Source organism: Iamia sp. SCSIO 61187 (assembly GCF_019443745.1).
Classification (GTDB): Bacteria; Actinomycetota; Acidimicrobiia; order Acidimicrobiales; family Iamiaceae; genus Iamia.
The window spans coordinates 3,155,669-3,179,859 of the sequence record NZ_CP050948.1; the positions used below are offsets into that span (position 1 = coordinate 3,155,669).

The following is a 24,191-nucleotide window of genomic DNA, read 5'->3' on the forward strand; positions in this document are numbered from 1 at the left end:
ACGGTCCCGGATCGCATGACGACACCGATCGCCACCGCGCTCGCCGGCAAGCGCCTCTTCGTCACCGGCGCCACCGGGTTCCTGGGCACGGCCCTGGTCGAGCGGCTCCTGCGGGGCGTCCCCGACTGCGAGATCGTGCTCCTGGTCCGCCCCGGCCGGAAGCGCACCGTCGAGCAGCGGGCCCAGCGGGAGATCTTCCGCAACGACTGCTTCGACCGCCTGCGCGACGAGCTCGGGGGCAAGGCCGCCTTCGACGAGGTCGTCGCCCGCCGCGTCACCGTCGTCGCCGGCGACGTCAGCACCGACGGCCTCGGCCTCGACGACCACGGGCGGGACGTGCTGGCGAGCTGCGACACGGTCATCCACTCGGCCGCCACCGTCAGCTTCGACTCGCCCCTCGACCTCGCCGTCGAGGTGAACCTGCTCGGCCCCACCCGCATCGCCCGCACCCTCCACACCCTCGGCGTCGCCCCCCACCTGGTGGCCGTCAGCACCTGCTACGTCGCCGGGAACCGCCGGGGCGCGGCGCCCGAGATCCGGGTCGACGAGAGCCCGTTCTGGATCGACGTCGACTGGAAGCGCGAGGTCGACGCCTCCCGCCGGATGCGCGGCGACTTCGAGGCCGCCAGCCGCACCGCCGAGAACCTGGAGCGCTTCCGGGCCGAGGCCCGCGACGAGCTCGGTGCCGCCGGCGGCCCGCTGCTGGCCGAGAAGACCGAGGCCCTCCGCCAGGCGTGGGTCAAGGACCAGCTGGTCGAGGCCGGGCGGGCCCGGGCCGCCAGCCTGGGCTGGCCCGACGCCTACGCCATGACCAAGGCCCTCGGCGAGCGGGCCCTGGGCGAGGAGCGGGGCGCCGTCCCGGTGTCGATCGTCCGCCCCGCCATCATCGAGTCGGCCTGGTCCGAGCCGGTCCCGGGGTGGATCCGGGGCTTCCGCATGGCCGAGCCGGTCATCATCTCCTACGCCCGAGGCCTGCTGAGCCAGTTCCCCGGCGTCCCCGAGGGCACCGTCGACGTCATCCCCGTCGACCTCGTCGTCGGCGCCCTCTGCGCCGTCGCCGCCCGGGGCCCGTCCAACGACGACGGCACGCCCGACGTCACCCAGGTCGCCTCGGGCTCGTCCAACCCGCTCAAGTTCCAGACGATGGTCGACCTGGTCTCGGCCTGGTTCACCGAGCACCCGCTGTACGACCGCGACGGCCAGCCCATCAGCGTCCCCGAGTTCGCCTTCCCCGGCCGGGGCCAGGTCGAGGGCGAGCTGCGCCGGGCCCACAAGGTCCTGACCACGGCCGAGAAGCTGCTCGCCAACCTCCCGCTCCGGGGCAAGCAGGCCCAGTGGGCCGCCGGGATCGAGGAGAAGCGGGAGCTGGTCGACCGGGCCACCGCCTACGTCACGCTCTACGGCTCCTACACCGAGTGCGAGGCCATCTACGGCGTCGAGCGGCTGCTCGCCCTGCACGAGGCGCTGGCGGCGCCCGACCGGCGCGACTTCGGGTGCGACCCCCGCATCGTCGACTGGGCCCACTACGTCCGTGAGATCCACCTGCCGTCGGTGGTCAAGCACGCCCGGGTGCGGACCGACGGATCGTCGGGCACCAGCGAGGCCCGCTCGACCCGGCTCCGCCGCCAGGTGCTCGACCCGCAGCGCACGCTGGCCGCCTTCGACCTCGAGAACACGCTGATCGCCTCGAACGTCGTCACCTCGTTCGCCTGGCTGGCCACCCGCCGCCTCGATGCCGCCGATCGGCGCACCCTCACCGCCCGCCTGGTGGCCGAGGCCCCGGCCCTGCTCAAGCTCGACCGCAAGGACCGCAGCGACTTCCTGCGGCACTTCTACCGCCGCTACGAGGGCGCCCCGAAGCTCGAGCTCCTCGAGGACTCCGAGGAGATGCTCTCGGACCTCATCCTCACCAAGTCGTTCCCCGCCGGCATCCGCCGGGTGCGCGAGCACCGGGCGCTCGGCCACCGCACCGTCCTCATCACCGGCGCCCTCGACTTCGTCGTCGAGCCGCTCAAGCCGCTGTTCGACGACATCGTGGCCCCGTCGCTCACCGAGAACGCCGACGGCACCCTCACCGGCCAGATGGCCCACGTCCCGCCGACGGGCGAGAGCCGGGCCCAGGCCCTCTACGACTACGCCGCCGAGCACGACCTCGACGTCAGCGAGGCCGTGGCCTACGCCGACTCGACCAGCGACCTCCCCCTGCTCGAGGCCGTCGGCTTCCCGGTGGCGGTCAACCCCGAGGCCCGGCTGGCGTCGCTCGCCCGCAAGCGGGGCTGGCTCGTCGAGCAGTGGGACAAGGCTCCCGGCTTCGTCCCGCCCCGCCTGCCGATCCCCGCCCGCTCCGGCCCCCGCCGGGAGGCCCTCCGGGTGCCCGGCTACCGCTCGCCCGACCGCGCGAAGGCCCGCCGGTGACGCGGGCACTGGTCTTCTCCCGGAAGCCGGCCCGCTTCGCCGCCGCCGCCGTCGCCGGTCGCGCCGTGCCCGGCGCCGGCGCCACCGTCGGCCCCCTGAAGCTGGCCGACGTCGACGAGCTCGACCATCCGACCGACGAGTGGGTGCGGTTCCGGCCCCGCCTGGCCGGCATCTGCGGCAGCGACCTGGCCACCATCGACGGCCGGTCGAGCCAGTACTTCGAGCCCATCGTGAGCTTCCCGTTCACCCCGGGCCACGAGGTGGTCGGCGAGCTCGACGACGGCTCCCGCGCCGTGCTCGTCCCGGTCCTGCACTGCGCCATCCGGGGCGTCGACCCGGTCTGCCCCAGCTGCGCCCTGGGCCGCACGCACCACTGCGAGCGCATCGCCTTCGGCCACCTCGACCCCGCCCTCCAGAGCGGCTTCTGCCGGGAGACGGGCGGGGGCTGGTCCACGGCGATGGTCGCCCACCCCGACCAGCTCGTCGCCGTCCCCGACGACATGACCGACGAGGCCGCGGTGCTCGTCGAGCCCACCGCCTGCGCGGTCCACGCCGCCCACGCCGTCCGGGCCAGCCGGGCCGGCGCCGACGGCGCCGTCGCCATCATCGGCGCCGGCACCCTCGGCCTCACCACCCTCGCCGCCCTCCGCCACCTCGACGGTCGGAGTGGGTCTGACCCACACCGACCGCCTCACCGCACGATCCTGGCCACGGCGAAGCACCCGGAGCAGAAGCGGCTGGCGCAGTCCCTCGGCGCCACGCGGGCCGTCGCCCCGGCCGAGCTGCCCCGGGCGATCCGGTCCCTCACCGCCTCGATGGTCCTCGGCGAGGGCCAGCTCACCGGCGGCGTGCCGACGGTCGTCGACTGCGTCGGCTCGTCGGAGTCGCTGGCCCAGGCCTTGCGGGTCGTGGCGCCCGGCGGTGACGTCATCGTCGTCGGCATGCCCGGCCACACCAGCGTCGACCTCACGCCGCTCTGGCACCGCGAGACCGGCCTGCGGGGCTGCTACGCCTACACCCGCGACGACTTCGCCACCGCCTTCGACGTGGTGCGGGACGCCGACCTGCACCGCCTGCTGAGCGCCACCTACCCCCTCGACCGCCACCGCGAGGCCATCAGCCACGCGGCCGCCGCCGGTTCGCGCAGCGCGGTCAAGATCGCCTTCGACCTCCGCCAGGAGAAGCACCGCTGATGCCCCGTCCCGGACTCGTCCTCGACGTCGATCGCTCGACGCCCCCCGTCCTGTTCCACCACGGCGAGTCGTTCCGCCTCGAGAAGCTGCCCGCCGGCCGCAGCCGGATCGTCTACCCCGGCGAGCCCATCGACCCGCTCAAGAGCGTCACCCAGGCCATCGAGGACGCCCTCGACAACCCGCTCGACAGCGACCCGCTCAGCGCCCGCCTGTTCGCGGGCATGAAGCTCGTCATCGCCTTCGACGACGTCTCGCTGCCGCTGCCCAAGATGAAGCGGCCCGACATCCGCCAGCGGATCATCGAGGCCGTCCTCGACCGGGCCGCGGCCGCCGGCGTCGACGACGTGCGCATCATCGCCGCCCTCGCCCTGCACCGGCGCATGACCGAGCACGAGCTGCGCCACGCCGTCGGCGACCGGGTCTACGACGCCTTCGCCCCCGACGGGAGGCTGTACAACCACGACGCCGAGGACCCCGACGACCTCGCCTTCCTGGGCACCACGCCCCACGGCGAGGAGGTCGAGATCAACAAGGCGGCCGCCGAGTCCGACCTGCTCGTCTACGTCAACATCAACATCGTCTCCATGGACGGCGGCCACAAGAGCACCGCCACCGGGCTGGCCAGCTACCGCAGCATCCGCCACCACCACAACCCGGCGACGATGGAGCACTCCCGGTCGTTCATGGACCGCCACAGCTCCGAGCTGCACCACGCCAACTGGCGCATGGGCAAGGTGATCCGCGACGCCGGCGTCCAGATCTTCCAGATCGAGACGACGCTGAACAACGACACCTTCGGAGACACCGGGCCGCTCTCGGTCCTCCAGAAGCGCGAGTGGGAGTGGTCGACGAAGGACCGCATCGCCTTCATGGGCATGAAGGCCGGGCTGGACCGCATGTCGATGGCGACGCGCCGCAAGATCTTCCAGTCCCACGAGGCGCCCTACGGCGTCACCTCGGTGACCGCCGGCGCCGTCGAGCCCGTCCACGAGGTCACCCTCCAGCACAACTTCGCCCAGCACCTGGTGCCGGTCGAGGGCCAGACCGACGTGCTGACCATGGGGCTGCCGTACATCTGCCCCTACAACGTCCACTCGATCATGAACCCGATCCTGGTCATGTGCCTGGGCCTCGGGTACTTCTTCAACATGTACCGGGGGCGGCCCCTGGTGCGCGAGGGCGGCGTGCTCATCATGAGCCACCCCACCCCGTGGGAGTTCCACCCCGTCCACCACCCCAGCTACATCGACTTCTTCGAGGAGGTGCTGGCCGAGACCACCGACCCCAAGGTCATGGCCGACACCTTCGAGAAGCGCTACGCCGAGGACGAGTGGTACCGCCACCTGTACCGGACGAGCCACGCCTACCACGGCGTCCACCCGTTCTACATGTGGTACTGGGGTGCCCACGCCCTCCAGCACCTGGGATCGGTGATCATCGTCGGCGGCGACGTCCGGGCCGTGCGGCGCCTCGGCTTCCGCCCCGCCAGCACCCTCCAGGACGCCCTCGAGATGGCCACCGACACCGTCGGCCCCCAGCCCACGGTCACCCACCTCCACAACCCGCCCCTCGTCATGGCGGACGTGACGTGACGCGTCGACGCAGCCGACCCGTCTCTCCGTGGCGGGCGGGGTCGGCGGAGGTGGTGACCTGATGGCCGAGCGGACCGGGCCGCGCCGGGTCGAGGTCGCCCTCCGACGGGCCCAGCAGATCCGGCGCCGGCTGCCCCAGCCCACCGCCGCCCTGCGGGCCGCCGAGTTCCCGTTCCGGGCGCCGACGCTGCCCGGCGGGGTCGAGCCCCTGCCGAAGGAGGCGACGCTCGGCGCCGCCTACGACACGGCGTGGGCCCGCTCCCCCGCGGCCCGGCTGGGCCGCCTGGCCCTCCTCGAGGGGGCCGTCCGACCGCTGGTGAAGGCGGTGGCCGACCCCGAGCGGCGCGGCTACGACCGCCTCGTCGGCCTCGACGGGCCGGCCATCTTCGCCGCCAACCACCTCAGCCACATCGACGCCGGCCTGCTGCTGACCTCGCTCCCGGAGCCGTGGCGCCACCGGGCCTTCGCCGCCGCCGCCGCCGACTACTTCTTCGACACCCGGGTGAAGGCCACCATGGCCGCCCTCGCCCTCAACGCCATCCCGATCGAGCGCAGCAAGGTCACCCGCCGGTCGGCGACCCTCGCCGCCGAGCTCATCGACGACGGCTGGAGCATGGTCATCTTCCCCGAGGGCGGGCGCAGCCCCGACGGCTGGGCCCAGCCCTTCCGGGCCGGGGCCGCCTTCCTGGCCGTGCGCTGCGGCGTGCCCGTCGTCCCCGTGCACCTCGAGGGCACCGGCCGCATCTTGCCCAAGGGCACCAACAAGCTCGTCCCCGGCCGCACCCGGGTCACCTTCGGCACCCCGATCCACCCCGGACCCGACGCCGACATGCGGGCCCTGGCCGCCGAGATCGAGGCCGCCGTCACCGCCCTGGCCGACGAGGTCGCCGATGACTGGTGGACGGCGCGCCAGCGGGCCCACGCCGGCCAGAGCCCGCCGCTGTCGGGCCCCGACGCCAGCTCCTGGCGCCGGGCCTGGGCCCTGGGCGACCGCCGCTCGCACCGCCGCAAGCGGATCGAGCCCTGGCCCCTCCGCGAGTGAGCGGTCAGGTCTCGCAGTCGTCGACGATGGCGAAGAAGGCGTCGAGCACGTCGGGGGGGACGTCGTCCTCGGAGTCGGAGTGGAACAGGGTGTTGATGTCCTCCTGGTCCAGCTCGGAGTAGACGGCGTCGACGATGCACCGGGCCTGGCCGTCGGGCACGCCGCCGGAGATGAGGGCGGCGAGGAACCGCGACCGGCTGACGTCGCCCTCGCTGTCGTCGCCGAAGCCGGGCATGCCCCCGATGCCGCTGTCGGGGGGGTCGTCCCCGTCGGGGTCGTCGCCCGGGTCCCCGGGCTCGTCGGCGTCGCCCCCACCGTCACCGTCGCCGTCACCGTCACCGTCACCGCTGTCGTCGGGGTCGCCCGGGTCGGCGCCGTCCTCGACGCAGGGCTGCAGGGCGTCGGCGAAGCCCCGGGCCGTGCCCGCCGAGATGTCCTCGATGGTGTCGGCGTCCACGATCGACTGGACCTCGTCCTCGTCGAGCGTCTCCCGCAGGTTCTCGGCCCCGCACTCGGCCTCGGCCAGGGTGTAGCCGTTGTCGATCAGGGCCTGCTCGAGGGGGTCGTCGCTGCGCGGGGTCTCGGTGGTGGTGGGGGCCTCGGTGGTGGTCGTCGTGTCCCGGATGTCGGCGGCGACGTCGTCGGGCACCTCGACCCCGCACGCACCGGCCAGGGCCAGCACGCCCACCAGGAGGGCGGCGCCGGCCCGGCGCCGGGTCCCGGTCACGAGCCCGCCGAGGCGCACGGCGCCACCGCCGCCTCCAGCTTGGCGCGCAGCTCCGGCGCCAGCTCCTCGTCGTCGTCACGCTCGCGCAGCAGCTCGATCTCGTCGTCGGTGAGGCGGTCGTAGGCCTGGGCGGCCACGCACTCGGCCTGCTCGGCGGGCATGTCGAAGTCCTCCCGGAGCGATGCGGCCAGGTCGGCCTCGGGATCACCGTCGCCCCCGCAGCCGACGAGGGCCAGGCCCAGGACGAGCCCGAGGACGACGCGGACGACCCCCCGCAGCATCACGACCGCCCCGCGCACGCGGCGACCGAGTCGGTGATGGTGGTGGACACGTCGGCCGGCAGGTCGGCGAGGGCGACGTCGCCGGCGTCGACCCGGCGGACCTGCTCAGCGACGGCGTCGAGGTCCTCGCCGTCGAGGTCCTCCTCGATGGTGCGGGCGGTGCACGCCACCTCGCCGTCGGTCAGCCCCAGGTCGGTGGCGAGGAAGCCGAGGGAGTCGACGAGCCTGGCCCGGCCCTCCTCGTCCGGCTCGCCGGCGTCGTCGCCGCACCCGGCCACGGCTGCCACCGCCAGGGCGACGACGCAGACGAGGGCGGTCCGGCGGAGCACCGGTGGAGTCTGGCACGGGAGGCCGGCCCCGAACCCTCCCTGCGAGGGGGTGGCCGCCCCCGGTTCAGCGGCGGCCGGCGCCGTCGACCAGGCGGAGCCCGCTGGGGGCCATCGAGGCCCGCGCCGGGTGCGGGAGGTCGACGGTGAAGGCGCTGCGGTGGCCGGGGAAGACGTGCTCGGCGACCAGGACGGGGTGCCCACCGACGTCGGAGGTGATGCGCTCGCAGACGAGCACCGGCGACCCCACGGGGATCTCCAGCAGGGCGGCGTCGGCGGCCGACGCCGCCTGGGCCTCGATCGTCTGCACGGCACCGCCGAGCGGCACCGGCAGCAGCTCGAGGAAGGTGTGCTCGGCCACCTGGGCCCGCGACAGCGAGGCGCCCAGCTCCTCGGGGCACCAGACCGTCACCCGGGCGAAGGGCTCGCCGTCGGCCAGGTTCACCCGGTCGACGCGCAGCACCTGGTCGACGCCAAGCACCTCGGCGACCCGGGCCGGGGCGGCCACGAAGGCGAAGTCGAGGATCCGCCGCTCGGAGGCCCGGCCGTCGGCCTCGAGCTGCTCCTCGATGGTCCCGAGCCGGCCGAGGTGCTGGCGGATGGGCTCGGTGGCCACGAACCAGCCGAACCCCTGGCGGGAGTCCACCAGCCCCTCGGCGCGCAACCCGTCGAGCGCCTTGCGGACGGTCACCCGGCTGGCCTCGTAGCGCGTCGACAGCTCGGACTCGCTGGGGAGCAGGCGCCGGCCCCGCAGGTCTCCCTCCTCGATGCGGGCCCGCAGGTCGTCGGCGATCTCGCGGTAGCGGATCCGCCGCGGCGGGGGCTCGGTCATCGCTCGTCACGGTACCCGTGCGCCACCAATCCGGCGGACCGCCCGGCCCGAACCGCTGGCGATGACCGCCGACCTGCTACGCACTGCTCCGTGGCCTCCGATCCCCCCGCGCGCCGACGGGGACGTCTGAGCATGGGTCTGACCCGCCGCCACCTGCAGTCGGTGCCCGCCAGCGGGCCCGGCGACGCCGACGCCCTCCTGGCCCGCACCGCCCGGGGCGACGCCGACGCCTTCGCCGAGCTCTACGACATCGTCGCCCCCACCGTCGTGGGCATCGCCCGCCGGGTCGTCCGCGACCCGCACCAGGCCGACGAGGTGGCCCAGGAGGTCATGCTCGAGGTCTGGCGCCGGGCGCCGAGCTACGACCGGACCAAGGGCTCGTGCAAGACCTGGGTCGCGACCATCGCCCACCGGCGCAGCGTCGACCGGGTGCGCAGCGAGCAGGCCGAGCGCGACCGCCGCGTCCGCGACGCCGAGCGCACCGGCGCCGCCGACCCCGACCCCGTGTCCGCCCCGATGACCCTCGAGGACGAGCGCCAGGAGGTCGTCACCGCCCTGGGCCAGCTGACCGAGCTCCAGCGGGAGACCATCGAGCTCGCCTACTACGGCGGCTACACCTACGCCCAGGTCGCTGACATCCTGGAGCTGCCCCTCGGAACGGTGAAGACCCGCATCCGGGACGGGATGATCCGCCTGCGAGACGCACTGGAGGTGACGTCGTGAGCCCCCCCGATCCGCACACCCTCGTCGGGCCCTACGTGCTCGACGCCCTCCCGGCGGACGAGCGCGACCTGTTCGAGGACCACCTGTCCCGCTGCCCGGAGTGCCAGACCGAGGCGGCCGAGCTGCTGGCCGCCGCCGCCCACCTGGGGCAGGCCGCCGCCGTCGTCCCCCCGGCCGCCCTGCGCGACCAGGTGCTCGCCCAGGTCGCCCAGACCCGTCAGGTCGCCCCCGGCGGCTCGTTCGGGGCCGGCGAGCGCCGCCGCCGCCCCTGGGTGACCCCCGTCCTCGCCGCCGCCGCCGTGGTCGTGCTGGCGGCGGTCGGCGCCATCGCCGTGCGGTCCGACCAGCGGGCCGACCAGGCCGAGGACCTCGTCGCCATCGTCGCCGACCCCGAGGCCGAGACCGTCGAGGTCTCGGGCGAGGGCGGCACCATGCGCCTCGTCGTCTCCGACGCCCACGACAGCTCGGTGGTCGTGGCCGAGGGCATGGCCGCCCCGCCGCCGGGCAAGACCTACGCCCTCTGGTTCGACGAGGCCGGCGTGATGGTGCTCCACGGCACCTTCGCCCCCGACGACGACGGGTCGGTCCGGGTCCGGGTCGACGGCGTCCCGAGCGACGTCGTCGGCGTGACCGTCGAGGACGCCGGCGAGACGCCCCGGGAGCCGACCTTCCCCACCGTCGCCACCGGCTCCCTGTAGACCCTGCGCCCAGACCCGAGCTCGGTGGCAGATGTGGGACATCCGTCCCACATCTGCCACCGAGTTCGGCGGGGGTCGGTTCAGGGGGTGGGCGGGGTCTCCGGGGCCAGGCGCTCGAAGGCGTCGAGGGCCGAGGGGTCGGCCAGAGAGCCCCGGGCCACGGCGTCGTCGACCGGGGTGCCGGTGAGGATGCGCTTCACCGGCACCTCCAGCTTCTTGCCCGAGAGGGTGCGGGGCACGGCCGGCACGACCTCGAGGCGGTCGGGGACGTGGCGAGGTGACAGCTCCGACCGGAGGGCCGCCCCGATCCGGCGCCCCAGCTCGTCCTCGTCGACCGCGACGCCGGGGGCCAGGGCGACGAAGAGGATCAGCTCGCCGGCGCCCCCGTCGTCGCCCTCGAGGTGCACGACGAGGCTGTCGGCCACCTCGGGGAGGCCCTCGACGACGGTGTAGAAGTCGCTCGTGCCGAGGCGCACCCCGCCCCGGTTGAGGGTGGCGTCGGACCGGCCGGTGATTGTGGCGGCGCCGTCGGCGGTGAAGGTCACCCAGTCGCCGTGGCGCCACACGCCGGGGATGTCCTCGAAGTAGGCCGCCCGGTACCGGGACCCGTCGTCGTCGCCCCAGAACCCGACCGGCATCGACGGCATGGGGACGGTGACCACCAGCTCGCCCAGCTCGCCCGGGGCGCAGGCCGTGCCGTCGGGGTGGACGGCCTCGACGGCGCAGCCCAGCAGCCGGCAGCTGAGCTCGCCGGCCCGCACCGGGAGCAGCGGCGAGGTGCCCAGGAAGGCGGTGCACACGTCGGTGCCGCCGCTGATCGACGAGACGGGGACGCCGACGGCGTCGCGCACCCAGCGGAACCCCTCGGCCGGGAGCGGCGCCCCCGTCGACCCCACCCAGCGCAGGCTCCCCCGGGCGGGGTCCAGGCCCTCCTTGCGGCAGGCCATGAGGAACGGGGCCGAGGCGCCGAAGACGGTGGTGCCGGTCTCGTCGGCCACGTCCCACAGCGTCGCCAGCGACGGGTGGGCGGGGTCGCCGTCGAACAAGACGATGGTCGACCCGGTCAGCAACCCCGACACCAGGTAGTTCCACATCATCCAGCCGGTCGTGGTGAACCAGAGGAACCGGTCGGCCGGGGTGAGGTCCTGGTGGAGCGTCAGGGTCTTGAGGTGCTCGACCGTGATGCCGCCGTGGCCGTGGACGATGGCCTTGGGCAGACCGGTCGTGCCCGAGCTGAACAAGATGTAGAGCGGGTGGTCGAACGGCACGGCCGCGAACGTGGGCGGCCCGGGGTGGGGCCCGGCGAGCAGGTCCGCCCACCCGTCCTCGGAACCGCCCGGCGAGGCGCCAGCCGAGTTGGCCGGTCGAGCCCGGTCGAGGTACGGGATCCGCACCGTGTGCCGGAGGCCGGGGAGGGCGTCCTCGATGACGGCCACCTCGGCGGTGCGGTCGATCGCCTTGGCGCCGTAGCGGTAGCCGTCGACGGCGAGCAGGACGCTGGGCTCGATCTGGCCGAGGCGGTCGATGACCGAGCGGGTGCCGAACTCGGGGGCGCAGCTCGACCACACCGCGCCGATCGACGCGGTGGCGAGGAAGGCGACCAGCGTCTCGGGGATGTTCGGCGCGTAGGCCGCGACCCGGTCGCCCGGCGCCACGCCCAGCCGGCGCAGCCCGGCGGCGCACCGGGCCACCTGCTCGGCGAGGGCCCCCCAGGTGATCTCCTGCGGGTCCCGGGTCTGGCTGCGTGCCACCACGGCGACGTCGTCGGGTCGGTCGGCGGCGGCGGCGAGGGCGTGCTCGGCGTAGCTGAGCGTGCCGCCGGGGAACCAGCGGGCCCCCGGCATCGAGGCCTCCGCCAGCGCATGCGTCGGGCGCTCGTGCCAGCGGACCCCGAGGTCGTCGCTCACCGCCGTCCAGAAGCCGTCGAGGTCCGTCACCGACCAGGCGTGCAGGCCGGGGTAGGACCGATGGCCGTGGGCGGCGGCGAAGCGTCCCGCCGCGGTGGTCGTCCAGGCGTCGGAGGGTGGTTCCCAGAGGACCTCGCCCCGGCCGTGGCCCTCGGTGCTCGCTGCGACGCCGTCCACGGCGGCGAGGGTAGGTCCTGGCGTCAGGCGCCGGGGTCGGCCGTCGTGGTCGTCGGCGGGGAGGTGGTCGTCGTCCCGTCGTCGCGCGGCCCCGGGGCGGCGGGGGCGCTGGGCGGGGGCGGGTCCGGGTCGGGGTCGGGGTCCGGGTCGCTCAGCGGGTCCTGGTCCGGCGCGGTGAAGCGGAACGCCGAGGCCGTCACCTGCCCCCCGTCCTCGGTGATGGCGACGGCGACGTGCGGGCCGGGGGCGAGGGCGTCGGTGGCGGCCCGCAGGCCGGTCGCGCCGTCGGGCGTCGATGCCCACACCACCCCGTCGAGCACCAGGGCCAGGGGCCGGACGGCGCCGACGGCCACGACGCCGGGCGCCTCGGCCGTGGGGCCGGTCCACGTCACCGAGCCGGCGGCGGTGCTGGCGAGGCGGGCGCCGTCGTCGATCCGGAAGGCCAGGGCGCCGACGGGGCCGGCGCCGTCGGTGGCGATCGCCGGCGCCACGACGGCGACGGGGCCGGCGGAGGTCGTGACCGTGGTGGTGGTGAGGTCGCGCATGCCGAACCCCGCCACCTGGTCGCGCAGCCGGGGCAGCCGGCCGGCGAGACCCCGCCAGTCGAGCACCGCCCGCCGGGCGGCCTCGTCGAGCAGCTCCCACGTCGCCCCGACGTCGCCGCGGCTGGTGACCTCGACCAGGGCCCGGGCGGCGGCGACCGGGTCGGCGGGGGCACCCGGGGCGACCACACCCGCGCCGGCGCGGAGGTGGACCCGGCGGACCGTGAACGAGGAGGGCTGGCGGGGGTCACCGGCGAAGGCGACGGCGATCGCCGGCCCGGAGACCCCGGGGTCGAGGCGGACGTCGAAGGGGGCCCCGGGGGTCGGGGCCACCCCGATGCCCCGCCAGCGGGTGCGGTCGTGGACGCCCACGACGCCGGGGGCGCCGGTCGAGCGGGCGCGCAGGGCGCCGTCCGCCACGGTCGGCGGCAGGTCGAGGCCGACCGACCCGGTGGCCTCGACCACGCTCCACGGCGTGCTGGCGGTCGTCTCCCCGGCGGTGGCGTGGGTCAGGGTCACGAGGGTCGAGCCGGACCCGCTCCGGACCTCGACCCAGCCGACCACGCCGTCCTCGGCGACGGTGCCCACGGTGGCGTCGGTGAGCCCGACCACCTCGGTGGCGAAGCGGAGGGCGGTGTCGGCCGGGGTGCGGTAGCGGGCGTCGCCCCGGCCGGCGTGGGCGGTGACCTCGTCCCAGCTGACGTAGGGCCACAGGCCCGGGTAGGGCTCGACCGGGGCCGGCCCCTCGGAGGGTCGGCTGGACGAGGACGACGACGACTCGGACCGGGTGGTCGATCCCGGCCCGGTGGTCGAGGACGCCGACCCCTCGACCCGGTCGGGGAGCGACCCGTCGTCGCCGCCGGTGGTGGTGGACGACGGTCGCTCGGCCTCGGGGGCGCCGATGGGGTCGTCGCCGGTGCCTCCGTCGGGGGGCGGGGCGATGCGGGCGCCCAGGGTGACCCCGGTGGTGTAGACGGCGGCGACCGCACCGCCCAGGGCGAGGATCGTGGCCACCACGACCAGGGCCGAGACCCGCCGGGACCGGACCCAGGGGCGGCGCGGTCCCTCACCGAGGGGGAGGACGTTGCGGCGGGGGGCAGGAGGCACGGAGGGACGACCCAGCAGGCAGGGGTGACCTGCGAGGATGCACGAACCGTAACCGATTCGTCACATGCATTCCCCGCACCCGCGGCCCGAGCGCCTGTGCCATCGGTCACCTCGTGCGGCCGAGGGCACGGGCCGGCCGATGCCGTCGGCCGGCCTTCTCGACGTCAGTCGGTGCCGGGCCGGCGGCGGTCCTCGGGGGTGCCGGGGTCGGTGGCGCCGGGTGGCAGGGCCCGGGCGATCTCCTCGGCGGTGGGCTCGCGGTGGCGGCGGGCGGCCGCCGGGAGGAGGTCGACGATGGCGGCCATCATCCGGCGGGTGTCGGCGTCGAGGCTCCGGTACTTGAGGTCGACCGGCGGCCCGACCCGGATCCGCACGGTGGGCGGGTCGGTGATGTTGGTGACGTTCGGGAACCGGGAGCTGCGGGGCCACACCCGCTCGGTCCCCCACAGGCCGACGGGGATGACCGGCGCCTTGGTCATCTTGGCCAGCTTGGCCGCACCCCACCGGCCGGTGAGCTCGGGGTCGTAGAAGGCCCGCCCCCGGGGGATCGTGCCCTGGGGCATGATCGCCACCGCCTCGCCGGCGTCGAGCGCCTCGGCCGCGGCCTTGAGGGGCTCGTCGGAGCCCGTCCCCCGGTCGACCCGGATGCCGCCCATGGCCGTGGCGATCTGGCCGACGATCGGGGCGTCGAAGACCTCCTTCTTCCCCAGGAAGCGCAGGGGCCGCCCGACCTTGGCGATGGTGAAGCCGATGGCGAGGGGGTCGAAGTAGCTCCGGTGGTTGCCCACCAGGATCAGCGGGCCGTCGTGGGGGATGCGCTCGGTGCCCTGGATGTCGAACCGGGCCCACGGGAACAGCGCCGGCTGGGCGAGGATCTGGAGGGCCCGCTGGGGCTCGACGCCGGCCACCTTGGGCACGCCGGCGGGGACGTCGAAGTGCATGCTCGGCCAGCGGCGGACGGCGGCGATGACGCGCAGCCGGGGATCGGGGTTGACCGCCGTGGGGTGGGCGACGGCCGAGAGGAGGGGCAGGTCGTAGATGCTGTCGGAGTAGGCCCAGCTCCGGGCCACGTCGACCCCGTTGTCGGCCGCCCAGTCCCGCGCCGCGGCCAGCTTGCCCGGCCCCCAGACGAAGTGGCCGTCGACGGTGCCGTCGTAGGCCCCCTCGCGCTCGCCGTAGCGGGTGGCGATGACGTGGTCGATGCCGATGGCCTTCGCCAGCGGGGCGACCAGGTCGTAGGGGGAGGTGGTGGCCATGACCACGAGGCGTCCGGCGGCGTGGTGCTCGTCGATCAGCAGCCGGGCGTAGGGCAAGACGTCGTCGGCCAGGCGCTCGGCCACGACCTCGCCCGCCTCCTGCACGACGGCGCGGTCCCAGCCCCCGGCCAGGCGGGCGGCCTGGCGGGTGAGCAGCATCGACGGCAACGTCTCCCCCACCACGTCGAAGAGCCGGTAGACGAGGTTCTCGCCCGGGATGGGCCGGTCGGGGATGACCCCCGCACCGCGGAGGGCCTCGGTGATGACGGGGCCGCTCGCCCCCCCGAGGAGGGTGCGGTCGAGGTCGAAGAAGGCAGCCTCACGCGTTCGGGTCATCGGGGCGACTGTAGGTCCGTCGCCCGCAGCGTGTGGGTCCGGCCGACGACACCTGGGGTCAGACCCCAACTGTCCGCGGAGGGGCCAGACTCCCGGCGTGGACCTGCGCCAGCTCGCCGCCCTCGCCGCCGTCGCCGACCACCGCTCGTTCTCGGCCGCGGCCCGCGCCCTCCACACCGTGCAGTCCAACGTGTCGAGCCACGTGGCCAAGCTGGAGCGGGAGCTCGGCGTCGAGCTGGTCGACCGGGCCACCGGCGACCTCACCGACGAGGGCCGGCTGGTCGTCGAGCGGGCCCGCCGGGTGCAGACCGAGGTCGACGCCGTGGTCTCGGACCTGGCCGCCCACGCCGGCACGATCACCGGGCGGGTGCGGCTGGGGATGATCGGCACGGTCGGGGCCTGGGTGCTCCCCCACCTGATCCCGGCCCTGGCGACCGGGCAGCCCGGCATCCACATCGTGATCGTCGACGCCACCACCACGTCCCTGCTCCCGCAGGTCGTGGCCGGCACGCTCGACGCCGCCGTCGTGAACCTCCCGATCACCGACCCCGACCTGCGGGCCGAGCCGCTGTTCGAGGAGGAGCGGGTCGTCCTGGCCCCGCCCGGCCACGCCCTCGCCCGGCGCAAGCGGGGCCGCATCGCCCTGGCCGAGCTCTCCCGCCACCAGCTGCTCCTCGAGCCGCCGGGCACCGCGTTCCGCGACGACCTCGACGCCGCCGCCGACCGGGCCGGCATCAGCCTGACCGCGCTGGCCGAGGTCGACGGGATGCGGGCCCTCGCCGCCCTGGCCCAGGAGGGGTTCGGCGCCGCCGTCCTCCCGGCCACGGCGGCGCCGATCCCCCCGCCGCTCGGCTGGCGCCGGCTCGAGATCACCGGGCTCGGCCCCCGGACGGTGGGTCTGGCCACCAGCCGCCGATCCCGCCCGTCGGCACCGGCCCGCGCCGTGATCGACGCCGTCCGCCACGTCCTCCACACCGAGGGCCCCGGCCGACCGGGGGTCCGCATCCTCGATCCGGGCGACCCGGAGAGAAGCTGACGCAGCGGGTCCCGGATGGCCCCTGGTCGCCACTACATTGGCGACGCAGACGACGACAGCGAGGACGACGGCGTGGCCGAGAGCGTGACGATCACCGACAACCGCACGGGCGAGTCGATCGAGATCCCGATCGTCGACGGGGGTGTCGACTCCGCGCAGTGGAAGAAGCTCCTCGGCAACACCTGGTTCTACGACCCGGCCTACACCCAGACGGCGGCCACCTCGTCGGCGATCACCGAGATCGACGGCGACGCCGGGATCCTCCGCTACCGGGGGTACCCCATCGAGCAGCTGGCCGAGAAGAGCAGCTACCTCGAGGTCGCCTACCTCCTGATCTTCGGCGAGCTGCCCACCCCCGAGCAGTTCGAGCCGTGGGTGCACGACATCACGTACCACACGTTCATCCACGAGAACGTCCGCAAGCGCTTCCTCGAGGGCTTCCACCACGACGCCCACCCGATGGGCATGCTGGTCTCGGCCATCGCCGCCCTGTCGACCTTCTACCCCGACGCCAAGAGCATCGAGGACGAGGACAACCGCTACCGCCAGACGGTGCGCCTCATCGCCAAGATGCCGACCCTGGCGGCGGCCTGCCACCGCTTCAGCGTCGGCCAGCCGTTCGTCTACCCCGACAACAGCCTCGGCTTCACGGCCAACTTCCTGTCGATGATGTGGAAGATCGCCGAGCCCCGCTACGAGGCCAACTACGCCCTGGCCCACGCCCTCGACACGCTGTTCATCCTCCACGCCGACCACGAGCTCAACTGCGGCACGGCCACGATGCGGATGATCGGGTCGTCGAACTCCGACCCCTACTCCGCCGCCGCCGGCGCCGCCGCCGCCCTCTACGGCCCCCGCCACGGCGGTGCCAACGAGGCCGTCATCCGCATGCTCACCCAGATCGGCTCGGTCGACGAGGTCCCCGCCTTCGTCGAGGCCGTCAAGGAGGGCAAGGGCAAGCTCCAGGGCTTCGGTCACCGGGTGTACAAGAACTACGACCCCCGGGCCCGGATCATCAAGCAGACCGCCGACGAGGTCTTCGAGATCACCGGCAAGAACCCGCTCCTCGACATCGCCCTCAAGCTCGAGGAGGTCGCCCTCAACGATGACTACTTCAAGAGCCGGAAGCTGTACCCGAACGTCGACTTCTACTCCGGGCTGATCTACCAGGCGATGGGCTTCCCCACCGAGATGTTCACGGTGCTCTTCGCCATCCCCCGCATGGCCGGCTGGCTGGCCCACTGGAAGGAGCTGCGGGAGCAGGACCAGAAGATCGCCCGCCCTCGCCAGCTCTACACCGGGGCCCCGGAGCGGGCGTACGTGGACATCGAGGAACGCTGACCGTCCCCTCCGGCACCCCCTGGGCGCCACCCGCCGGCTGGCGGCGCCCCGATCCGGTCGCCCTGGCGGCGCCCATCGGGCGCCGGCTGTGGTCCCGGGCCATCGACATCGCCCTGGGCCTCCTCATCCTCTACATCGTCTCCCGGATCGTGCCCGAGCCCCGGCTCCTGGCCCGTCTGGTGCTGATGATGGGCGCCATGACGGCCTACGAGGCCCTGTTCACCATCCACCTGCGGGCCACGCCCGGGAAGCTGGCGACCGGGCTGCGGGTCGCCGAGCTCGACCGGGTCCGGGTCGAGCCGACGACGGCGTGGACCCGAGGCGTGGTCACCACCATCGGCAGCCTGGCCGTGATCCTCACCCTGCCGGCCCTCGGCCTGATGACCCGCGACGTCGCCGGCCTCACCTTCGGCGGCACCGTGGTCCTGATCGCCGGCGGCTACGCCCTCACCGTGCTGACCTTCCCGTCGCGGCGGGGCATCGCCGACCGCATCGCCGGCACCATCGTCGTCCCCTTCGAGGCCCCGGAGGTCATCACCTCGGCGGCGGTGGCGGCCGAGGACCAGGCGTCGAAGCCGCAGCCGCTCACGGCCTGGGGGCCGGTGGCCACCGTCGACGCCCGCCGGCGGGCCCGGTCGGCGCGGCTCGACGACGCCCCGCTCCTCGTCCTCGCCCTGGTCGCGGTGACGGTGGCCTGGACCTTCGACGCCGCCCCGGTCGCCATCGCCCTCGCCGTCGTGTTCGCGGTGCTGTTCGTCCTCGACGAGGCGGTCCGCATCGGCCGCGACGGCGGGACCGCCGGGCACCGCAAGGAGGGGCTGGCCGTGCTCGACGAGGCCACGGGCGAGCCCCCGGGGCGGGCGGCGGCGTTGGCCCGGGCGGTGACCCTCGCCGTGTTCTGGCTGTTCCCCCCGTTGCTGGTCGTCCTCGCCCTCTGGGTCCAGCTGTCGCCGACCGGGCGGGGCCCCCACGACCTGGTGGCCGGCACGGTCGTGGTCGAGGTCCCGGGAGGTGCCGGCTGATGGCCGTCCCCCTGCGCGACGACAGCCCCCGCCGGCACGTGCCCTGGGTGGTGCTGGCCCTGATCGGGGTGAACATCGCCGTGTTCCTCCTCCTCCAGCCGGCCAGCCTCCAGCGGGGCGAGGCCGACGCCGGGACGCTCACCGAGGCGTCGGAGCGGGACCTCGTCGAGCACTTCGCCGCCTGGGGGGCGGTGCCGTGCGAGATCCGCAGCCTCGAGTCCCGCAGCGACGGCGCCGTCTGCACCGAGGACGCCGACCGCCCGATCATCGACCGCAAGCCCGTCCCCGCCTCGATCGTCACCGCCATGTTCCTGCACGGGAGCCTGGCCCACCTGGCGGTGAACATGCTCTTCCTCTGGGTGTTCGGCGCCGCCGTCGAGGACCGCTTCGGCCCCGGGCCGTTCCTCGGCCTCTACCTGGTCGGGGGGATCATCGGGACCCTGACGTTCGTGGCGTTCAACACCGGCTCGGCCGCACCCCTCGTCGGCGCGTCCGGGGCCGTGTCGGCGGCCATGGGCGCCTACCTGCTGATCGGCGCGCGCCGGCGCATCCTCGCCTTCGTCGCGCCCCTCCCCCTCATCGCCGTCACCCTGCCGGCGTGGGCCCTGCTCGGCCCCTACCTCGTCAGCCAGCTGGTCACGCCCGACGACGCCGCGGTGGCGTGGCAGGCCCACGTGGGCGGCATGGTGGCCGGCTTCGTGATCGCCGTGGGGCTCCGCTTCTTCATCCCCGAGGCCGGCCTCACCCGGCGGGCCCGCCGTCAGCGCGCCGCCGCCCCGACCCCGGTGGACCCAGCCACCTGGACCCTCCCCGACCGCCCCCCGGTCGAGGCCTGAGGCCGACCGTGCGCGTGCGCCCCGCGACCGCGGCCGACGTCCCCGTCCTGCGGGAGGTGGAGCGGCGGGCCGGGCGGGCCTTCGCCGATGCGGGGCTGCCCGAGGTCGCCGCGGCCGAGCCGCCGTCGGTGGAGGCCCTGGAGGGCCACGCCGCCGACGGCCGGTGCGCGGTGGCCGTCGACGACGACGAGCGTCCGGTGGGCTACGTCATCGTCGACCGGGTCGACGCCTGCGCCCACGTCGAGCAGGTCTCCGTCGACCCCGACCACCAGGGCCAGGGGATCGGCCGGGCCCTCATGGCGTGGGCCGAGGAGTGGGCCCGGGCCGACGGCCGCCAGGGCGTCACCCTGACCACGTTCCGGGACGTGCCGTGGAACGCCCCGCTCTACGAGCGGCTCGGCTACCGCGTCCTGCCCGCCGACGAGGTCGGGCCCGGGCTCATGACCGTCGTGTCCGACGAGGCCGCCCAGGGCCTCGACCCGGCCGCCCGCGTCTGCATGCACAAGGACCTGTCGCCCGCCCCCTCGTGACCTCGCTCGGTCAGTCGCCGACGTCGATGAGGATCTTGCCGACGTTGGCGTTGGCCTCCATGTGGCGGTGGGCCTGGGCGATGTCCGCGAGACGGTAGCGGCGGTCGATCACCGGTCGGATGGTGCCGTCGGCGTACCAGGGCAGCACCTCGCGGGCGAAGCGCTGGGTGACGGCGACCTTCTCCTCGAGCGGTCGGGCCCGCAGCACGGTGCCGACGAGGTGGGCCCGCTTGGGCAGCATGGCGCCGAGGTCGATCTCGGTGCGACCGCCACCCATCACGCCGACCTGGACGATGGTGCCCCCGACCCGCAGGGCCTTGAGGTTGCGGTTGAGGTAGTCGCCGCCGACCACGTCGAGGACCACGTCGACGCCCTGCCCGTCGGTTGCGGCCCACGCCGCCTCGACGAAGTCGTCGACCGTGTAGTCCACGACGACGTCGGCCCCGATGGCCTTGCACGCCTCGACCTTGACCGTCGAGGTCGTCGTGACGACGCACGCCCCCATGGCCTTGGCGATGGGGATGGCGGCGGTGCCGACACCCGAGGCCCCGGCGTGGACCAGGGCGACGCGCCCGCTGGTGAGCCCGCCCCGCACGACGAGGGCGTCCCAGGCGGTGATGCCCACCTCGGGGACCGCAGCGGCGTCGGCCAGGCCCAGAGCGGCCGGGACCGCCATCAGCTGGCGCTCGTGGACGGCGATGCGCTCGGCGTAGGCGCCACCGCTGACGATGCCCATGACCTCGTCGCCGACCTGCCAGGCCGTGGCCCGCTCACCGAGGGCGACGACGGTGCCGGCCAGCTCCATCCCGGGCACCTCGTGGGCCCGGGGCGGCCCGGGCTCCGGGTAGAACCCCCGCCGCTGGAGGAGGTCGGCCCGGTTGAGAGCCGTGGCCCGGACGGCGACCAGGACCTCCTCGGGACCGGGGACCGGCTCGGGGATGTCCTGGAGGGCGAGGACGTCGGCGTCCCCCGGCTCGGTGATCACGACGGCACGCATGGCCCGGAGGGTATTGCAGCCGCGTCCGGCGCGAGCCGTGGCGGGCCGTCCGCCGCCGACCTCCCACCGTTCCTGGTACGGATCATGCGCCTCAGGGACGCGATCGGTCCCAAGAACCGAGCGAGGGGACGCCGACCGCGACGCCCGCCGTCGACGGTGGCCGCGACGATCTGGTTGGGGCCCATCGGGCGGCGCCGCTACAGTCGCTCCGCGCCTCTAGCTCAACGGCAGAGCAATGGACTCTTAATCCACAGGTTGGGGGTTCGAATCCCCCGGGGCGCACCACTCAGAGCGGATGCGCGGCGGCGAGGCCCGGCGGTGCGGAGCAGGCCCCGCGGTTTGGCCCGGCGGCGCGACGGGGAGCACCCCGGTCGCCCGCAGACCGGAGGCCGTCGTGACCGTGGCGCCACCTGCGCTCGTCGGGGGGATCCTCTCCACCGACGCCTACCAGCTGACGATGGCCCAGCTCTACCACCGGATGGGCCTCCACGAGCGCCCGGTCCGCTTCGAGCACCTCTTCCGGTCGTACCCGGACTACGGCACCCACGCCGCCGGCTACTGCATCGCCGCCGGCCTGGCACCGTTCGTCGACTGGGCGCGCAGCGCTGCCGCGACCGACGCCGACGTGGCCGCCCTCCGCTCCCACCGCGGGCGGACGGGTGAGCGGCTGTTCACCGACGACTTCTGCGCCTGGTTCGCCACCGCGTCCTTCGCGGACCTGCGCATCGCCGCCGTGCCCGAGGGCCGTGTCGTCCACCCCAACACCCCCGTGGTCGCGGTCGAGGGCTCGTTGGCCTCGGCCCAGCTGGTCGAGACGGCGCTGCTGAACCAGCTCGGGTTCGCCACGCTCGTCGCCACCAAGGCGTCCCGGGCCGTCGCCGCGGCGCGCGGCAGGCCCGTGGTCGAGTTCGGCATGCGGAGGGCGCAGGGGCGCGGCGCCGACGCCGCCTCGCGGGCTGCGGTCGTCGGCGGGGCGCTGTCGACATCCCACGCCGCCGTCGCCTACCAGCTCGGACTGACGCCGTCGGGCACCCACGCCCACTCGATGGTGCAGGCGTTCATCGCCCTGGGGGAGGGCGAGCTGGGTGCCTTCGAGGCCTACGCCGACGTCTACCCCGACGACTGCCTCCTGCTGGTCGACACCGTCAACACCCTCGAGTCAGGGCTCCCCAACGCGATCCGCGTGTTCGAGCGCCTCGCCCGCGCCGGCCACCGGCCCGTCGGCATCCGCCTCGACTCCGGCGACCTGGCCCACCTCGCCGTGCAGTCGTCCCGGGAGCTCGACGCCGCCGGCTTCGCCGACGCCTCCATCGTCATCTCGAGCCAGCTCGACGAGATGGCGATCTGGCAGATCACCGAGCAGATCGTGGCCGAGGCCCGGCCGACGGGCCAGGACCCCGACCACGTGATCGGCCGGCTCGTCTTCGGCGTCGGCTCCCGGCTGGCCACGAGCCACGGCGCGCCCAGCCTCGACGCCGTCTACAAGCTGGTGGCCATCGAGCGCGACGGGGGGTGGACGCCGACCATGAAGGTCTCCGACGCTGCGACCAAGGTGCTCAACCCGGGGCGGAAGCGCCTCTGGCGGGTCTCCGACGGCGCCGGCATCGCCACCGCGGACGTCATGTCGACCGCCGACGAGGAGCTGACCCCCGGGTCGGACCTCGTCCTGCACCACCACGGCCGGGACGACGTCAGCCGGACCGTCGCGGCCGCAGCCTGGTCCACCGCCGAGGACCTCCACCTCCCGGTGCTCGACCAGCAGGAGATCGTCTACCCCGGCGGCGGCGAGGCCCTGGCCGACCTGGGTGAGGCGTCCCGGCGCCGGGAGGCCGACCTGGCCGCCACCGCCCCGGGTGTGCGGCGGATCATCAACCCCCACGTGCACCACGTCTCCATCACCGAGGAGCTGTTCCGCACCAAGCAGGAGCTCATCGCCCGGATGACGTGAGCCCCGGGGCCGGCACGGGTCACCGCCCGACCCACGTCGATGAGAACAGGTTCTCGCGCCGAGCCGCAGCGCCGACGAGCACGGGGGGTAGAACTCGTTCTACTGTGGGGGCACCGGGCACCCCGTCCGGCGAGGAGCGCACCCCATGCACATCGCGTTCACCGAGGAGCAGGACGCCCTCCGCAAGGAGCTGCGGGCGTACTTCGCCGACCTCATGACCGAGGACGTCCAGGAGGCCATGGCCTCGGGGCAGGGCGAGTACGGCGGGGGCGAGCTCTACAAGCGCCTGGTCCGCCAGATGGGCGAGGACGGCTGGCTCGGCATCGGGTGGCCGAAGGAGTACGGCGGCCAGGCCCGCTCGATGGTCGACCAGCTGATCTTCATGGACGAGGCCAGCCTGGTGGGCGCCCCGGTGCCGTTCCTCACCATCAACACCGTCGGCCCGACCCTGATGCAGTACGGCACCGACGCCCAGCGCGACGAGTTCCTGCCCAAGATCCTCAAGGGCCAGATGCACTTCTCGATCGGGTACTCCGAGCCCGGCGCCGGGACCGACCTGGCGTCGCTCTCCACCCGGGCCGTGCGCGACGGCGACGAGTACGTCGTCAACGGCCAGAAGATGTGGACGAGCCTCATCCAGTACGCCGACTACGTCTGGCTGGCGGCCCGGACCGACCCGGACGCGGCCAAGCACAAGGGCCTGTCGATGTTCCTCGTCAGCACCGACTCGCCCGGGTTCTCGTGGACCCCGGTGCCCACCGTCAGCGGCACCACCACCAGCGCCACCTTCTACGACGACGTGCGGGTCCCCGCCGAGAACCTCGTCGGCGGCGAGAACAACGGCTGGAAGCTGATCACCAACCAGCTCAACCACGAACGGGTCGCCCTCTGCTCGGCCGCCCCGGTGCAGAACATGCTGGCCGAGGTGCGCCGCTGGGCCCACGACACCCACCTCCCCGACGGCCGCCGGGTGATCGACCAGGAGTGGGTGCAGCTGCACCTGGCCCGGGTCCACGCCAAGGTCGAGTTCCTCAAGCTCATCAACTGGAAGATCGCCTGGGGGGTGCGCAACGGCGTCGGGCCCCAGGACGCCTCGGCGACCAAGGTCTTCGGCACCGAGCTCTCGATCGAGGCCTACCGGGCGCTCATGGAGGTGATCGGCCAGGAGGCGACGATCACCCGTGGCTCCCCCGGGTCGGTCCTCAAGAGCCGCCTCGAGCGCATGTACCGGTCCGCGCTGATCCTCACCTTCGGGGGCGGGACCAACGAGGTGCAGCGCGACATCATCGCCATGGTCGGCCTGGGCATGCCCCGGGCCCCCCGCTAG

General features: G+C 74.4%; 21 protein-coding genes and 1 tRNA gene. 14 read left to right on the forward strand and 8 right to left on the reverse strand.

Annotated elements, in window-relative coordinates:
- Positions 1 to 15: 15 nt before the first annotated feature.
- The 4 genes from HC251_RS14980 (at position 16) to HC251_RS14995 (ending at position 6,242) form a co-directional block, all read left to right on the forward strand.
- Positions 16 to 2,415, forward strand: coding sequence for an HAD-IB family hydrolase (locus HC251_RS14980; protein WP_219941406.1), 2,400 nt, complete (start codon positions 16 to 18; stop codon positions 2,413 to 2,415).
- Complete coding sequence (locus HC251_RS14985) at positions 2,412 to 3,608, forward strand: zinc-binding dehydrogenase (RefSeq protein WP_219941407.1); 1,197 nt, start codon at positions 2,412 to 2,414, stop codon at positions 3,606 to 3,608. The genes HC251_RS14980 and HC251_RS14985 overlap by 4 nt, the downstream gene beginning before the upstream one ends.
- Positions 3,608 to 5,200: a lactate racemase domain-containing protein gene (locus tag HC251_RS14990; RefSeq protein ID WP_219941408.1), complete on the forward strand. Its 1,593-nt coding sequence runs from the start codon at positions 3,608 to 3,610 to the stop codon at positions 5,198 to 5,200. Before HC251_RS14985 ends, HC251_RS14990 begins: the two co-directional genes overlap by 1 nt.
- 61 nt (positions 5,201 to 5,261) lie before the next feature.
- Positions 5,262 to 6,242 (forward strand): lysophospholipid acyltransferase family protein, encoded by a 981-nt coding sequence (locus HC251_RS14995; RefSeq protein ID WP_219941409.1) that lies wholly within the window; start codon positions 5,262 to 5,264, stop codon positions 6,240 to 6,242.
- Between the two features lie 4 nt (positions 6,243 to 6,246).
- Here the strand turns inward: HC251_RS14995 and HC251_RS15000 are convergent, their stop codons facing one another.
- From HC251_RS15000 to HC251_RS15015, 4 genes are all read right to left on the reverse strand, one after another.
- Entirely contained in the window at positions 6,247 to 6,969 is a 723-nt protein-coding gene (locus HC251_RS15000; RefSeq protein WP_219941410.1) for a hypothetical protein, read from the reverse strand.
- A complete protein-coding gene (locus tag HC251_RS15005; protein ID WP_219941411.1) occupies positions 6,966 to 7,268 on the reverse strand; it encodes a hypothetical protein in 303 nt (100 codons plus the stop codon). The genes HC251_RS15000 and HC251_RS15005 overlap by 4 nt, the downstream gene beginning before the upstream one ends.
- Complete coding sequence (locus tag HC251_RS15010) at positions 7,250 to 7,579, reverse strand: hypothetical protein (RefSeq protein ID WP_219941412.1); 330 nt, start codon at positions 7,577 to 7,579, stop codon at positions 7,250 to 7,252. The genes HC251_RS15005 and HC251_RS15010 overlap by 19 nt, the downstream gene beginning before the upstream one ends.
- A gap of 64 nt (positions 7,580 to 7,643) precedes the next feature.
- Positions 7,644 to 8,408, reverse strand: coding sequence for a GntR family transcriptional regulator (locus HC251_RS15015; RefSeq protein ID WP_219941413.1), 765 nt, complete (start codon positions 8,406 to 8,408; stop codon positions 7,644 to 7,646).
- Positions 8,409 to 8,540: 132 nt separating this feature from the next.
- On the opposite strand from HC251_RS15015, the gene sigK reads away from it, so the two are divergent.
- Both sigK and HC251_RS15025 read left to right on the forward strand, forming a co-directional pair.
- Entirely contained in the window at positions 8,541 to 9,131 is a 591-nt protein-coding gene (gene sigK, locus HC251_RS15020; RefSeq protein WP_219941414.1) for an ECF RNA polymerase sigma factor SigK, read from the forward strand.
- Positions 9,128 to 9,829, forward strand: coding sequence for an anti-sigma factor (locus tag HC251_RS15025; RefSeq protein ID WP_219941415.1), 702 nt, complete (start codon positions 9,128 to 9,130; stop codon positions 9,827 to 9,829). Before sigK ends, HC251_RS15025 begins: the two co-directional genes overlap by 4 nt.
- Positions 9,830 to 9,909: 80 nt before the next feature.
- On the opposite strand, the gene HC251_RS15030 is transcribed toward HC251_RS15025, so the two are convergent.
- The 3 genes from HC251_RS15030 to HC251_RS15040 form a co-directional block, all read right to left on the reverse strand.
- Positions 9,910 to 11,913, reverse strand: coding sequence for an acetoacetate--CoA ligase (locus tag HC251_RS15030; RefSeq protein WP_219941416.1), 2,004 nt, complete (start codon positions 11,911 to 11,913; stop codon positions 9,910 to 9,912).
- 23 nt (positions 11,914 to 11,936) lie between these two features.
- Entirely contained in the window at positions 11,937 to 13,562 is a 1,626-nt protein-coding gene (locus HC251_RS15035; protein WP_219941417.1) for a hypothetical protein, read from the reverse strand.
- A 164-nt stretch (positions 13,563 to 13,726) separates the two neighbouring features.
- Positions 13,727 to 15,154 (reverse strand): HAD-IB family hydrolase, encoded by a 1,428-nt coding sequence (locus HC251_RS15040; RefSeq protein ID WP_219941418.1) that lies wholly within the window; start codon positions 15,152 to 15,154, stop codon positions 13,727 to 13,729.
- A 97-nt stretch (positions 15,155 to 15,251) separates the two neighbouring features.
- Here HC251_RS15040 and HC251_RS15045 point away from each other — a divergent pair, with 97 nt between their 5' ends.
- From HC251_RS15045 to HC251_RS15065, 5 genes are all read left to right on the forward strand, one after another.
- Positions 15,252 to 16,190, forward strand: a complete 939-nt coding sequence (locus HC251_RS15045; RefSeq protein WP_219941419.1) for a LysR family transcriptional regulator — start codon at positions 15,252 to 15,254, stop codon at positions 16,188 to 16,190.
- Between the two features lie 15 nt (positions 16,191 to 16,205).
- Entirely contained in the window at positions 16,206 to 17,531 is a 1,326-nt protein-coding gene (locus tag HC251_RS15050) for a citrate synthase (RefSeq protein ID WP_255566428.1), read from the forward strand.
- Positions 17,532 to 17,605: 74 nt separating this feature from the next.
- The gene (locus HC251_RS15055; RefSeq protein ID WP_255566732.1) at positions 17,606 to 18,553 is read left to right on the forward strand and encodes an RDD family protein; all 948 of its coding nucleotides are present in this window, start codon (positions 17,606 to 17,608) and stop codon (positions 18,551 to 18,553) included.
- A complete protein-coding gene (locus tag HC251_RS15060; RefSeq protein WP_219941421.1) occupies positions 18,553 to 19,389 on the forward strand; it encodes a rhomboid family intramembrane serine protease in 837 nt (278 codons plus the stop codon). Before HC251_RS15055 ends, HC251_RS15060 begins: the two co-directional genes overlap by 1 nt.
- A 14-nt stretch (positions 19,390 to 19,403) precedes the next feature.
- Positions 19,404 to 19,919, forward strand: coding sequence for a GNAT family N-acetyltransferase (locus HC251_RS15065; protein WP_219941422.1), 516 nt, complete (start codon positions 19,404 to 19,406; stop codon positions 19,917 to 19,919).
- 10 nt (positions 19,920 to 19,929) lie between these two features.
- On the opposite strand, the gene HC251_RS15070 is transcribed toward HC251_RS15065, so the two are convergent.
- Positions 19,930 to 20,916, reverse strand: a complete 987-nt coding sequence (locus tag HC251_RS15070; protein ID WP_219941423.1) for an NAD(P)H-quinone oxidoreductase — start codon at positions 20,914 to 20,916, stop codon at positions 19,930 to 19,932.
- A gap of 210 nt (positions 20,917 to 21,126) precedes the next feature.
- Here HC251_RS15070 and HC251_RS15075 point away from each other — a divergent pair.
- The 3 genes from HC251_RS15075 to HC251_RS15085 all read left to right on the forward strand — a co-directional run bounded on the left by HC251_RS15075 (position 21,127) and on the right by HC251_RS15085 (position 24,191).
- Positions 21,127 to 21,201 (forward strand) — tRNA-Lys (locus HC251_RS15075).
- 109 nt (positions 21,202 to 21,310) lie between these two features.
- Positions 21,311 to 22,864, forward strand: a complete 1,554-nt coding sequence (locus HC251_RS15080; protein ID WP_219941424.1) for a nicotinate phosphoribosyltransferase — start codon at positions 21,311 to 21,313, stop codon at positions 22,862 to 22,864.
- Positions 22,865 to 23,009: 145 nt separating this feature from the next.
- Positions 23,010 to 24,191, forward strand: coding sequence for an acyl-CoA dehydrogenase family protein (locus tag HC251_RS15085; protein ID WP_219941425.1), 1,182 nt, complete (start codon positions 23,010 to 23,012; stop codon positions 24,189 to 24,191).